Source organism: Psychrobacillus sp. NPDC096426, assembly GCF_044762745.1.
In the GTDB taxonomy this organism is placed as follows: Bacteria; Bacillota; Bacilli; order Bacillales_A; family Planococcaceae; genus Psychrobacillus.
Window position 1 is genome coordinate 1 of sequence record NZ_JBIWEX010000006.1, and the last position, 13,476, is coordinate 13,476.

Sequence of the window (13,476 nt, forward strand, 5' to 3'; positions counted from 1 at the left end):
GAGCCAGGATCAAACTCTCCATAATAGAGAACTTAAAAAGCTCATTTTGTTTTGCTGGCATCATCATTAAATGATGTCAAAATTGTTTTGCTATCGGACTAACCAAGTTAGTCTATCAAGCTATATGTCTTAACGTTTTGCATGTTCAGTTTTCAATGTTCATGTTGTCGACTTGTTTTGGCGACTTCTATATAATATCAAGGTTCAATGAATATGTCAACTCTTTATTCAAATAAAATATTAAACTCTTTCCTTCTTCAATAGAAACAAGGAAAGAGTTACTTTTATATCAATCTAGAATACTCTCTATGTATAAAGATCTTTTGGCAGCCAAATCAATTATTTGACCTGTTTCTGTTAAACGTATCATTGGTCTCATCGGAGAATCTCTATGAGAAAATATCACTTCTCCTGTTCTTCCATCTGATAGATGAACACGGGTTGAAATTGGCAAATCACCCACAAGTGAAATTAATGCATGTACAGCTTCGATGTTGTACTTACCAAACTCCTCTTCCCTAATCATCTCCAATACTTTGAACGAGGAACTTTTTGCACGATAAATACGCTCAGATGTCATTGCATGATAAACATCAGCTACAGCAATTATTTGTGAATAAACAGATATGTTATCCAATTTTTCACCTTTTGGATAACCACTGCCGTCTAAACGCTCGTGATGCTGAAAAATAGCGAGTTTAAGTTCAGACTTTAATAAGGGACTGTCTTGTATCATTTGCAAACTATATATAGTATGTTTTTTTATCTCTAAAAAATCTGCTTCGGTTAAATATGATTTTTTTTCTCTAATCTTGACATCTACTTTGGACATTCCTATATCAGCTAGTAAACCAGCAGTCGCTATTTGCTTAATCATCCCTGGAGGGTAATGCATTCTTTTTGCTATTGCACCAGAAATTATTCCAACGGCTATAGAATGGTGAGCAATATAGTTATCTAAAGAGGAAAAACTATTTAAGTGGGAAAATATTCTTTTGTCGGCCATGGCGCTTTCTACTAGTGGCATGATTATGTTACGTAATTTTGCTACGTCTACTTTCATTCCGGCTTCCCACGAAGTAAATTCTTTATAAAAACTAGTTACTGCATTGTTATATAACTTTACAAAACTTGTCTGGATATCTGGTTCGTTTTTTTCTTGGATAGTATTTACTTTTTCTTCATTTAATTTATTTATCTCTTCTTCGGTTCTACTAAATACATTTTCTACAACTATCGGTACTCTATTGACATTAAATGCACGTAATACTTGAATATGTTCTCTCGTTATTTTAGTGTCTTTTCGGATGATAGGATTTTTTGTGTTAACTAAAATATCTTCAGCAAGGACACTACCTAGTCTCAATTCCTCTAAATTTTCTAGAGTTTGATGCATTTTGTTCCCTCCTTTTTCTAAATGTTTCTTTAATTATACTAAATATTACCGGTTACTGTATATGTCAGAAAAAAACACTCTTAAACGAAAGTGTTTAAGAGTGTTTCTAGTGTTTTTTCCTTTATTCACTTGTTTCTTCATTAGGCGATGATTCTATGGAAGGAGAACTTTCTTCTACTTCTGTGTCATCATCTTCTTCTTCTTTTTCTACTTTTGCGACTGTAGCTATCAGCTCATCGTCTGCAAGTCTCATTAATCGGACACCTTGAGTACTTCTACCAGTTATAGAAATATCATTTACATCCATTCGAATGAGCATACCATTGATTGTGATTAACATTAAATCTTCTGTTCCATCTACTGCTTTAACAGCGGATAAGGGACCATTTTTCTCGGTAATTTGACACGTTTTCACACCCATACCACCGCGACTTTGCAAACGATACTCAGATTCTGGTGTACGTTTTCCATAACCGTTTTCTGTAACAACTAGGATTTCTTGGTCTGGTTCTATAATTTCCATACCTACAACATAATCATCGTCTTTTAAGCGGATACCTCTTACTCCACCGGCTGTTCTACCCATAGAGCGAATATCGCTTTCTTCAAATCGTACTAACTTTCCTTGTCTTGTTCCAATGATTACTTGTTTCTTTCCGTCCGTTAAACGAACAGCGATTAGTTCGTCTTCCTCTCGCAACGAAATGGCGATCAAACCATTCGCTCGAATATGCGCAAATCCAGAAACAGGGGTACGTTTAGTTACACCATGTTTTGTCGTAAAGATGAAATAACTATCTTCTTCGAAAGATGCCATTGGAATCATTGCTGTAACTTGTTCATCTTTTTCAACGCCCAAAAGATTAATAAGTGGTAATCCTTTTGCTGTCCGACCATATTCAGGAATTTCAAATCCTCTTGCACGATAAACTTTACCTTTATTCGTAAAGAACAAAATAGTATCGTGTGTCGATGTGTACAATAGATGTTCTACGAAGTCATCTTCGTTTGTTCCCATCCCTTGAACTCCTCGACCACCACGCTTTTGACTCTTATACGTGTTTGCAGGCAACCGTTTAATATATCCTTTATTCGTCAATGTTAGTACAGAGTTTTCAACAGGTATTAAATCTTCGTCCTCTAAAACTTCTGCTCCTCCAGCAACAATTTCCGTTCTACGTTTATCTGCATATCGGTCTTTAATTTCCGTGATTTCTTCTCGTATAATTTCAAGTACTCGATATTCATTTGCTAAGATGAATTTTAGTTCTTCGATTAGTTTTACTAAAGCTGTATATTCATCTTCAATCTTATCCCGTTCTAATCCCGTTAAACGCTGCAATCGCATATCTAAAATTGCTTGCGCCTGGCGTTCGGACAAGTTGAATTTTTCCATCAAACCATTTTTCGCTTCTTCTCCTGTTCGAGAAGCGCGAATTACCGCAATGATTTCATCAATATGATCTAAAGCAATTCGTAAACCTTCTAAGATATGAGCTCGATCTTCTGCTTTGTTTAATTCATATTGTGTACGACGACGGATAACTACTTTTTGATGTTCTAAGTAATAATAAAGCATTTCTTTTATGTTTAATACTTTTGGTTGGTTATCGACGAGCGCAAGCATATTAACACCAAAGCTAGATTGCAGAGCCGTTTGTTTATATAGATTATTTAAAAGTACATGTGAGTTTGCATCTTTTCGCACTTCGATGACAATTCGCATACCATTACGGTCGGACTCATCCGCTAAGTGTGTAATCCCATCAATTTTTTTATCGCGAACTAATTCTGCAATTTTTTCTATTAAACGAGCTTTATTTACTTGGTATGGTAACTCTGTAACAATAATTACTTCTTTACCACTGGCTTTTTGTTCGATTTCGACTTTTGCACGAATTAGTATAGAACCTCTACCTGTTTCGAATGCACGACGAATACCACTTCTTCCTAAAATAATACCACCCGTTGGAAAGTCAGGGCCTGGGATTATTCCCATCAATTCCTCTATCGTAATCGCAGGGTTTTCAGACAATGCTAAAACTCCATCAATTACTTCTCCTAAATTATGAGAAGGAATATTTGTTGCCATTCCAACTGCAATCCCAGAAGCTCCATTTACAAGTAAGTTAGGAAATCTACTTGGTAATACAACAGGCTCTTTTTCCTGTCCATCATAGTTATCTTTGTAATCTATTGTATTTTTATTAAGATCTCGTAATAACTCTAAAGCGATTTTAGACATTCTGGATTCGGTGTAACGCATTGCAGCTGCTCCATCACCATCAACCGAACCAAAGTTACCATGTCCATCTACTAACATATAGCGGTAGCTCCAATGCTGTGCCATACGTACCATCGCTTCATAAATAGATGAGTCACCGTGTGGATGGTATTTCCCCATTACATCCCCTACAATACGGGCAGACTTTTTGTGAGGTTTATCCGGAGTATTTCCTAATTCTTGCATTCCGTATAAAATTCGTCGATGAACAGGCTTTAACCCGTCTCGAACGTCTGGTAATGCACGGGATACGATGACACTCATTGCGTAGTCAAGAAATGAAGTTTTCATTTCTTGACTAATATTGATCCCTTTAACACCTTTATTCGGTATTTCTGACATGCTAAAGACCTCCAGTCATACACATTCTTAAATATCTAAATTTTTCACATATACAGCATTTTCTTCGATGAATTGACGTCTCGGTTCTACTTCTTCACCCATTAGCTGTTCAAACACCGCATCTGCATCCATTGCATTATCTAAGTTTACTTGGAGTAAAGTACGTACATCTGGGTCCATCGTTGTTTCCCAAAGTTGTTCTGCGTCCATTTCTCCTAGACCTTTATAACGTTGAATATTTGGTTTGGAGGTTTTTGGTAAGCGATCTAAAATCTCTTTTAATTGTTCATCATTGTAGCAATATTCGACGTGTTTTCCTTGTTTTACTTGATATAAGGGTGGTTGTGCTGCATATACATAACCAGCTTCAATTAACGGTCTCATGAAACGGAAGAAAAAGGTAAGCAATAAAGTTCGAATATGTGCACCATCAACATCAGCATCCGTCATAATAATAATTTTATGATAACGAGCTTTTTCTAACGTAAATTCTTCTCCAATGCCGGTACCAAGTGCTGTAATCATTGCACGGATCTCAGCATTTCCTAAAATTCGATCTAAACGAGCTTTTTCTACGTTTAAGATTTTCCCTCTTAGCGGCAAAATCGCTTGGAAGTGACGATCACGGCCTGATTTCGCTGATCCTCCGGCAGAGTCACCTTCTACGATATACAGTTCACTTTCCGCAGGTACACGGGAAGAGCAATCGGCCAGTTTACCAGGAAGACTAGAAACTTCTAATGCTGACTTTCTACGTGTAAATTCACGTGCCTTTTTTGCAGCAACCCTTGCTCTTGCAGCCATCAGTCCCTTTTCGATGACTTTACGGGCAGTTTGTGGATTCTCTAGTAAAAACCGATCAAAGCCTTCTGAAAATAAGCTATTAGTAATCGTACTTACTTCTGAGTTACCAAGTTTCGTTTTCGTCTGTCCTTCGAATTGAGGATCTGGATGTTTAACCGAGACAATAGCCGTTAAACCTTCTCGCACATCATCTCCAGTTAAATTGGCATCCGCTTCTTTTAACAGACCATTTTTTCTAGCATAGTCATTAATAATACGAGTTAATGCTGTTTTAAATCCTGACTCATGCGTTCCACCTTCATACGTATTAATATTGTTTGCAAAGGACAATATATTAGATGCGTAACCAGAGTTGTACTGCATAGCAATTTCAACGGAGATTCCATCTTTTTCTCCTTCTACAAAGATTGCTTCTTCTGTGATTGGCTCTTTGGATTTGTTTAAATCTTCTACGTAAGATTTTATTCCGCCCTCATAGAAATATTTAACGGATTTTTCTAAACCATCTCTCTCGTCAGCGATAGTAATAGACAACCCGCGATTTAAATAAGCTAATTCACGAACACGGTGTGCTAATATATCAAATTCATATACGGTAGTTTCTGTGAAAATCTCTGCATCTGCTTTAAATCTTGTCGTAGTACCAGTAATTTCAGCATCACCTATAATTTCTAAAGGGGAAACTACAGCACCACGTTCAAATTTAATACAATGAATTTTTCCATCACGTTTTACATATACTTCTGTAAACTCAGAAAGGGCATTTACAACCGAAGCACCAACACCATGAAGTCCCCCGGATACTTTATAACCGCCGCCGCCAAACTTACCGCCGGCATGTAGAACAGTCATAATAACTTCAACAGCAGGTTTTCCCATCTTTTCTTGTGTATCTACTGGAATACCACGGCCATTGTCTTCCACTCGAATCCAATTGTCTTTTTCAATGGTGACGATAATATGATCACAGTATCCAGCAAGTGCTTCGTCAATACTGTTATCAACGATTTCCCATACAAGATGGTGAAGTCCTTTTGAACTGGTAGTACCAATGTACATCCCTGGACGTTTTCTAACAGCTTCTAATCCTTCTAATACTTGTATTTGATCGGCATCATAAGATTTTTCTAACTCTTTTTCTTCCATAGCCAACTTGCTCACCTACTCTTTCATCACTTCAATAATGGTGAATCTTATTTTTTAAAAATATTAAATGCTAATTATTTTAACGGAGAACTGCTCCTTGTTCCACATGAAACATTTTTGCGTGTTGAATTGTTTCATGTGCAATTCCTTCTACACTCGTTGTGGTGACAAATGTTTGAACATCTCCTTGAATTGTGTTTAATAAATGGGATTGTCTAAAGTCATCTAGTTCAGATAGAACGTCATCCAGCAATAAAACAGGAGCTTCACCTACCTCCTGTTTTATCAGTTCAATTTCAGCTAATTTTAAAGATAAGGCTGTTGTTCGTTGTTGGCCTTGCGATCCATATGTTTGAACATCATAATCATTAACAAAAAATTGAAGATCATCTCGGTGAGGACCAGTTAAGGTTACCCCTCGATCGAGTTCTCTTTTTTGACTATCGACCAATTTTTTTTCAAGATGTTCTTTCATCTCATTTTCTGACCAATCTGCTTTAATACCAGACGTAGAATTATACGAAACGGTCAACTTTTCTAAACCTCTAGAAATACCGAAATGGATTGGCTCAGCCCACTTCTGTAATAAATCCATGAATTGAAATCGTTTTTGAATTACTTTCACAGCGGCATCTATATATTGTTCAGTGTATACATCAAACATAACGTCCTTTAGAAAAGCCTTCCCTTGATTTTGTTTTAGTATATGATTTCGTTGTTTTAATATCTTTTGGAATTGAAGTAAATCATGTAAATAAACAGGGGAAATTTGGCCGATTTCCATGTCTAGAAACCGCCTTCTAACTTGTGGACTTCCTTTTACCAAATATAAATCTTCTGGTGCAAACATGACGACATTTAGCTGTCCGATATAATTACTTAATTTCGTTTGCTCCAAATGATTAACTTTTGCTTTTTTTCCTTTTTTCGATAATGTTAGCTCTAAAGGTAAATGACCATACTTTTTTTGAATAGCCCCTCTTATTTTACCATAGTCTGCTTCCCAACGTATCAATTCTTTATCGTTGGAGGTTCTGTGTGATTTTGCCATAGATAATACATAAAGGGATTCCATCAAATTTGTTTTACCTTGAGCATTTTCGCCAATAAACACATTTATTTTGGAGGAAAACTCCAACTCGATTGATTCATAATTACGGAAATCTTTTAACTCTAAACGTTCAATATACATATTAATCCCCGTTCTCTGGTCCAATCATTTGGAATCTTCCTACTCCCGGAATATTTACAACGTCCTTATGACGAAGTTTGCGGCCTCTACGATCTTCCACCTCACCATTTACATAAACAGTGTGTTCACTTAAAAACCATTTGGCCATTCCACCTGAATCTATTGCATCTGTCATTTTCAATAGTTGACCAAGTGTAACAAATTCTGAGTCAAAACGAATCTCTTCCAACAATAATTCAACCTCTTCTCATTTTCATTATCCCTTTATTTTACTCCAAATAACCGAATAAGTAAAAAAAAGCGTAAGTGGCCTTTAAGTATATCTTGTTTTCCGAAGCTTTCGGTGAAGGATCGTTTGAGCAATATAGGGATAATGCGTCGTAAATAGCTTTATCAGGTGACCGTTGTGATTTTCGCTGCAGGCGGACATTTTTTTTAACTTGCTAAGACGCATTATCCCTAAAAAGTCTTACACCTTATTTTGCTGAAAAAGTTATCCACATAACCTATATTCCATAGTTTCCTAAAGAAAAAAAGATAGTCACATCGTGACTATCTTTTTTTCACATTTTATTAATTGTGAATTAATAAGTTCTTACCGGTAAAATAAGCTGCAAAATAGAATCATCATGAACGGATTTTAGTACAAAAGGTCTCATGGCTCCAGAAAATAAGATTTTTACTTCTTGACCATCTATTGCTTTTAAAGCATCCATCATATATTTTGCACTGAAAGAAAGTTTTAATTCTTCCCCGTCTATGGACTCTGCTTGAATTTGTTCTTCTACGTTTCCTATTTCAGGTGAATTAGAAGATACCTCAACAAAACCTTGTCCAATAGTCGAGAAACGAACGACATTATTTCTTTCTTCTCTAGCAAGTAAAGATGCACGATCAATCGCTTGGAGCAATGATTTTCCATTAACTAAAATAGTTGTTTTGTACTCACTTGGGATTAATCGAGATGTATCAGGATAATTACCTTCTAACAATCGGGAATAGAACAATACATCTCCTGTTTTAAACAGAATTTGTTGTTGCGTCATAACAATTGCGACTTCAGAAGATGTTTCTTCTAAAATTTTGTTTAATTCATTCAAGCTTTTCCCAGGAATTACAACGCTATATTCTTCCTCCGGTAAACCATTTAGAGCTGTTTTTCTTTTCGCTAAACGATGACTGTCTGTTGCTACGCAGTGAAGCTCTCCTTCTTTTACTTGCCAATTTACACCTGTTAATACTGGACGACTTTCTGATGTTGATACAGCAAATACTGTTTCTTTAATAATCGACTTCAATAAATCGGAAGCGATAAAGAACTGGCGATCCTCTTCAATTTGAGGAAGTAAAGGATATTCGGAAGCATCTAACCCAATTAAACTAAACTCAGATTTGCCTGATCGAATATGCGTTTGAAATTGATTTGTTACTTCGATTTCTACATCGTTAGTAGGAAGTTTTCGTACAATCTCATTGAATACGCGAGCTTGTAAAACAATAGAACCTACTTCTGTCACATTAATAATTTGTTCTCCATTTTTTTCAGTAGGTATATACGTTTGAATAGTGATATCCGAATCACTTCCAGTAATATAAAGTCCCTTCTCAGAAACCTCTAATTTAAGACCAGTTAAAATTGGGATTGTTGTTTTGGAACTTACTGCTTTCATTACATCATTTAATCCCTCTAATAAACTATCTCTCATCACTTCGAATTTCATTTTTGTACCTCACTTATATAATTATATTTATTTAAAAGATTAATAGATATAGTAATAGGTCCTGTGGATATGTTGATAAGTATATTTTAACCCATTCATACCGAACTATCCACATGTGTATAAGTTGTTCTTAAGTAAAGTCAAAAGAAATACACTTATCCACATAGATCTTATCTTCCTAAAATAGATTTAATTTGTTTTAAATCATCTTGCAAATTTAAATCATCCTTCAGCATCTTAGAAATTTTCTCGTGCGCATGAATAACTGTAGTATGATCACGACCACCAAATTCTTCGCCAATCTTAGGAAGTGAGAAATCGGTTAACTCACGTGAAAGATACATAGCAATCTGACGCGGAAAAGCAATAGATTTGGTCCGTTTTTTAGCAGAGAAATCTTCCAATTTAATGTGAAAATGCTCTCCCACTACTTTTTGAATGTCTAATATCGTAATAATTCTTGGACGTGCATTAGGCATAATATCTTTTAAAGCTTCTGTTGCAAGTTCAGGGTTTATATCTTTATTTACAAGAGAAGAATAAGCAACTACACGTATAAGTGCACCTTCTAATTCTCGAATATTCGAATCGATCTGATTTGCTATATAGGCCATTACTTCATCGGAAATATCTAGTCCGTCGGCTCTTGCCTTTTTCCGTAAAATGGCGATTCTTGTTTCTAAGTCTGGCGGTGCGATATCTGTGATTAGTCCCCATTCAAAGCGAGAACGCAGTCGATCTTCCAGTGTAGGAATTTCTTTTGGAGGTCGATCACTTGATATAATAATTTGTTTAGATTCTTCGTGTAATGCATTAAAAGTATGAAAAAATTCTTCTTGAGTTGATTCTTTTCCTGCAAGGAATTGAATATCATCTATTAACAGGACATCTATATTCCGATATTTATTACGAAATTCAATTGTTTTATTGTCACGAATAGAGTTAATAAATTCATTTGTAAACTTTTCAGAAGATAAATAAACCACTCGTGCATTTGGATCGTGTTCTTGTACATAATGACCAATCGCATGCATTAAGTGGGTTTTACCTAATCCTACTCCTCCGTATATAAATAGAGGATTATATGCTTTTGCAGGTGCTTCTGCTACAGCTAATGAAGCAGCATGAGCGAAGCGGTTACCTGATCCTATAACAAATGTATCAAATGTATATTTGGAATTTAAAATTCCGGGTGAAAACTCAGATTGTTCCCCATTATTTATAGCAATTTTCGGTTTTGGTATTTCAAAGTCTTCTACATCTTGGTTCTTTGGTACAACAAAAGAAATAAGAAGTTCGTTACCTGTCACTTCTGTTAAAATTCCGGCAATTAGATGGACATAATGATTTTCAAGCCAGTCCCTCGCGAAGGAATTAGGCGCAGCTATTGTAACGGTCTCTCCTTTATATGAAAGTAGCTTCGTCGACTTTAACCAAGTTTCAAAACTAGGTTTCGATGTTTTCTTTTCTACTTCAGAGAGAACCTTTGCCCAAAGTTCTTCTAAATGTTCCAATAATCTAGTCTCCTTTTTTAGAGTAGTAAAACGTTCTTATTTACAACTTGATTTAATAATTAATATGTATAAATAAAGACATATACACAAATCCACTCTCTGTGGATAAATATTGTGAACGTACGTGGAAAAACTTATCCACAGATTATTAACAACTGTGGATAAGGTAAAGTGGTGAAATTCATTTGAAAAAGTAAAACACAAATATCGTAACAAAAAACCATTGTAATTACAAGAGATTTAAGAGTTATCCACAATAATCAAATTATTAACAAATCGAATTATCCACATCGTATGATTATGTTTAGAACATGTTCATAACTTATGTGGATAATTTTTTTGCGTATTTTTTTATGCACAAGTAAAAATAGGAGTTTGAAAATAATTGTGGATAAACTTCTTTTTCAAGAAGTGTAGCGGATTTGAAAAGGAATTGACAAACTTCATTACTTTATATATAATATCGGAGACTGTCTAAAGAAGATTGAAAGATGATCACTCAGGAGGTGTCATATAGATGAAACGTACATTCCAACCAAATAGCCGTAAACGTAGCAAAAACCACGGTTTCCGCGCACGTATGAGTACGAAAAACGGTCGCCGCGTATTAGCAGCACGCCGTGCAAAAGGAAGAAAAGTATTATCAGCATAAGTCCACTGACCATTCAGTGGTCTTTTTTTCTTTTATAACGATTAGTCGGAGCAGGTGAAACGATGAATAAGAGACAACGAATAAAAAGAAATGCAGAATTTCAAGAGATCTTTAAAAAAGGTAAGTCTTTTGCTAATAGACAATTCGTTGTCTACTGCTTAGCAAAAGAAGAGGATTATTATCGAGTTGGATTATCCGTGAGTAAAAAAGTAGGTAATGCAGTAGTTCGTAATCGTATTAAAAGATATATAAGACAAACCTTTTTAGAAATACATGATGGAGTATATTCGAAAATGGACTATATTATTATCGCCAGAAATCCGGCGGCCAAGCTAGATTTTCATGAAACAAAAAAAAGTCTAGAGCATGTTCTCAAAATTGCAAAGGTTATCCAAAAGAAAAGCTAGTGTAGACTTTTGTGAGAAATGGTAAGATGAAATGAACATATATAATAGGGGGAAAGAAGGTTGAAAAAAAGATTATCTTTAGTACTGTTGCTAATAGTGGCAACTGCACTACTTGCTGGTTGTACTGAATTTAAGGAGCCGATCTATTCTAATTCTGAAGGATTTTGGAATCAATACATCGTTTGGCCACTAGTTTCAGCTATAACTTATTTTAAAGATTTATTAGGTACGTATGGTTTAGGAATTATTACGGTAACGATTCTTATTCGATTAATAATCTTACCATTAATGATTAAACAAACAAAAAGTTCTAAAAATATGCAAGAAGTACAACCCGAATTACAAAAGTTAAAAGAAAAATACAGTTCAAAAGATGCAGTAACTCAACAAAAATATCAACAAGAAATGATGGCTCTTTTTAAAGAAAGAGGAATCAATCCAGCTGCCGGGTGTTTACCGGTATTTATCCAAATGCCTATACTAATCGGATTTTATCATGCGATTAGTCGTATGAATAATACACCAGAAATAAATTTAGGTGAATTTTTAGGATTTGCATTAGCGGAGCCAAGTATTATACTTGCAGTTCTTGCTGGTATTATGCAATTGATCGTTTTACGTACAGGTCCAGCTATGGATAATCCTCAAATGAAAATAATGATGTACATTATGCCATTTATGATTATAGGATTTGGTATTGTATTGCCAGCAGCATTAACATTATATTGGGTTATCGGAAATATTATCTCTATTATTCAAAATTTATTCATTTATAAACCTTGGAACAAGAAGGAAACAAAACCTGTTAAATCGGGAGGGGCCAAAAAATGAATCAGATTACGCAAACTGCACCTACAAAAGAAGAAGCTATAACTATTGCACTAGAAAAGCTAAGGGTACCTATGCAAGATGTGTCAATTACAGTAGTGGAAGAGGGTAAAAAAGGTTTTCTAGGATTTGGCGCAAAACCTGCAGTTGTACAAGTAACTGTTTTAACAAGAGAAATAGTAGAAGAAGTTCCGAAAAAAGAAAAAGTTGAAGTAGAAGAGCCACAACTGGTGCAAGATGCAGAAGTGAACATGCCCCGTGTGGAAGATGAACTACCTTCAAAAGAACAAACAAATGAGTTAGCGGTAGAAGAAACGATTCAATATATTAATGAAATAGCTAAAGAGATGAAAATAGATGATTTAGTAATAACAAAAAAAAGAGATGGTAAGTTTATTCATCTTCATCTAAATAGTGAAAAAGCTGCTTTGTTAATAGGGAAGCGTGGACACACCCTAAATGCACTAGAAAATTTAGCTCAGCTTGTCGCAAATAAGTTTTCAAATTCCTACATCATTATTAAATTGGATGTTGGCAATTACCGTGAGCGTAGAAGAGAATCTTTGGAGCAGCTTGCAGAAAGAATGGCAGACAAAGCAATTCGAACAGGTAAAAAAGTAGAATTTGAACCGATGTCTTCTTTTGAAAGAAAAATAATTCATCATGCACTATCTGTTCGTGTAGATATAGAAACCTATTCAGTAGGAACAGATCCGAATCGTTATTTAGTTATAGAACCAATAAACTAAGTCAAAAATGGGTTTTAGCTCTTCATAGCTGAAATCCATTTTTTATAGAAGAAAGAAGTATATAATTTACAGCTTCAGGCGGACTCTTTATTTATGCTAATTTTCTACTACTGGTAAAAGAGTATATGACCAAAAAATAGTTAGCATCAATTGCATAGAGGAGTACTAGAGCACCCGAAATTGCATCTTTGGGTGCTTCCTTTATGAGTTGGAAAGCATCTTTTGTCGGTAATGATATAGCAAGAAGTCTGTCTAAAGCCTTCCTAAAACGATGCAAAACAAGTTTTGTACTTAGAGTGTGCTTGAACTTTTCTTAAGAGATAAGAAATTATATACTTTTTTACTTAGTATCGATCCAGATCCAGCTCCAGCGCAAGCTCGTCGCAAACAAAAGCGTTTGTGGTGGCTGAGAAGCTGCCTCCTCACTTTTCCCTATTTGCC

11 protein-coding genes are annotated in these 13,476 nt (G+C 35.3%); 4 read left to right on the forward strand and 7 right to left on the reverse strand.

Annotation, left to right across the window (positions count from 1 at the left end; genetic code table 11):
- Positions 1-289 precede the first annotated feature (289 nt).
- From ACIQYS_RS06485 to dnaA, 7 genes are all read right to left on the reverse strand, one after another.
- Positions 290-1,396 (reverse strand): HD-GYP domain-containing protein, encoded by a 1,107-nt coding sequence (locus ACIQYS_RS06485; RefSeq protein ID WP_402976410.1) that lies wholly within the window; start codon positions 1,394-1,396, stop codon positions 290-292.
- A 121-nt stretch (positions 1,397-1,517) separates the two neighbouring features.
- On the reverse strand, positions 1,518-4,022 hold the full coding sequence (gyrA, locus tag ACIQYS_RS06490; RefSeq protein ID WP_402976413.1) for a DNA gyrase subunit A: 2,505 nt from the start codon (positions 4,020-4,022) through the stop codon (positions 1,518-1,520).
- A gap of 27 nt (positions 4,023-4,049) precedes the next feature.
- Positions 4,050-5,972 (reverse strand): DNA topoisomerase (ATP-hydrolyzing) subunit B, encoded by a 1,923-nt coding sequence (gene gyrB, locus ACIQYS_RS06495; RefSeq protein WP_402976958.1) that lies wholly within the window; start codon positions 5,970-5,972, stop codon positions 4,050-4,052.
- 79 nt (positions 5,973-6,051) lie between these two features.
- A complete protein-coding gene (gene recF / locus ACIQYS_RS06500; RefSeq protein WP_402976416.1) occupies positions 6,052-7,164 on the reverse strand; it encodes a DNA replication/repair protein RecF in 1,113 nt (370 codons plus the stop codon).
- A gap of 1 nt (position 7,165) precedes the next feature.
- Positions 7,166-7,393 (reverse strand): S4 domain-containing protein YaaA, encoded by a 228-nt coding sequence (gene yaaA, locus ACIQYS_RS06505; protein WP_402976961.1) that lies wholly within the window; start codon positions 7,391-7,393, stop codon positions 7,166-7,168.
- A 355-nt stretch (positions 7,394-7,748) separates the two neighbouring features.
- Complete coding sequence (gene dnaN / locus ACIQYS_RS06510) at positions 7,749-8,885, reverse strand: DNA polymerase III subunit beta (RefSeq protein ID WP_402976419.1); 1,137 nt, start codon at positions 8,883-8,885, stop codon at positions 7,749-7,751.
- Between the two features lie 170 nt (positions 8,886-9,055).
- Complete coding sequence (dnaA, locus tag ACIQYS_RS06515; protein ID WP_402976422.1) at positions 9,056-10,399, reverse strand: chromosomal replication initiator protein DnaA; 1,344 nt, start codon at positions 10,397-10,399, stop codon at positions 9,056-9,058.
- Between the two features lie 517 nt (positions 10,400-10,916).
- Between dnaA and rpmH the strand changes: the two genes are divergently transcribed.
- The 4 genes from rpmH (at position 10,917) to jag (ending at position 13,035) form a co-directional block, all read left to right on the forward strand.
- Positions 10,917-11,051: a 50S ribosomal protein L34 gene (gene rpmH / locus ACIQYS_RS06520; RefSeq protein ID WP_142540824.1), complete on the forward strand. Its 135-nt coding sequence runs from the start codon at positions 10,917-10,919 to the stop codon at positions 11,049-11,051.
- A gap of 62 nt (positions 11,052-11,113) precedes the next feature.
- Complete coding sequence (gene rnpA, locus ACIQYS_RS06525) at positions 11,114-11,458, forward strand: ribonuclease P protein component (RefSeq protein WP_402976425.1); 345 nt, start codon at positions 11,114-11,116, stop codon at positions 11,456-11,458.
- A gap of 60 nt (positions 11,459-11,518) precedes the next feature.
- The gene (gene yidC / locus ACIQYS_RS06530; RefSeq protein WP_402976428.1) at positions 11,519-12,289 is read left to right on the forward strand and encodes a membrane protein insertase YidC; all 771 of its coding nucleotides are present in this window, start codon (positions 11,519-11,521) and stop codon (positions 12,287-12,289) included.
- On the forward strand, positions 12,286-13,035 hold the full coding sequence (jag, locus tag ACIQYS_RS06535) for an RNA-binding cell elongation regulator Jag/EloR (RefSeq protein ID WP_402976431.1): 750 nt from the start codon (positions 12,286-12,288) through the stop codon (positions 13,033-13,035). Before yidC ends, jag begins: the two co-directional genes overlap by 4 nt.
- The last annotated feature ends 441 nt before the right edge of the window (positions 13,036-13,476 follow it).

What these genes read in the sequence shown, in the direction of transcription:
- ACIQYS_RS06485 (WP_402976410.1), bottom strand. Translation starts at nt 1,396, where the DNA reads ATGCATCAAACTCTAGAAAATTTAGAGGAATTGAGACTAGGTAGTGTC.
- gyrA (WP_402976413.1), bottom strand. Translation starts at nt 4,022, where the DNA reads ATGTCAGAAATACCGAATAAAGGTGTTAAAGGGATCAATATTAGTCAA.
- gyrB (WP_402976958.1), bottom strand. Translation starts at nt 5,972, where the DNA reads ATGGAAGAAAAAGAGTTAGAAAAATCTTATGATGCCGATCAAATACAA.
- recF (WP_402976416.1), bottom strand. Translation starts at nt 7,164, where the DNA reads ATGTATATTGAACGTTTAGAGTTAAAAGATTTCCGTAATTATGAATCA.
- dnaN (WP_402976419.1), bottom strand. Translation starts at nt 8,885, where the DNA reads ATGAAATTCGAAGTGATGAGAGATAGTTTATTAGAGGGATTAAATGAT.
- rpmH (WP_142540824.1), top strand. Translation starts at nt 10,917, where the DNA reads ATGAAACGTACATTCCAACCAAATAGCCGTAAACGTAGCAAAAACCAC.
- rnpA (WP_402976425.1), top strand. Translation starts at nt 11,114, where the DNA reads ATGAATAAGAGACAACGAATAAAAAGAAATGCAGAATTTCAAGAGATC.
- jag (WP_402976431.1), top strand. Translation starts at nt 12,286, where the DNA reads ATGAATCAGATTACGCAAACTGCACCTACAAAAGAAGAAGCTATAACT.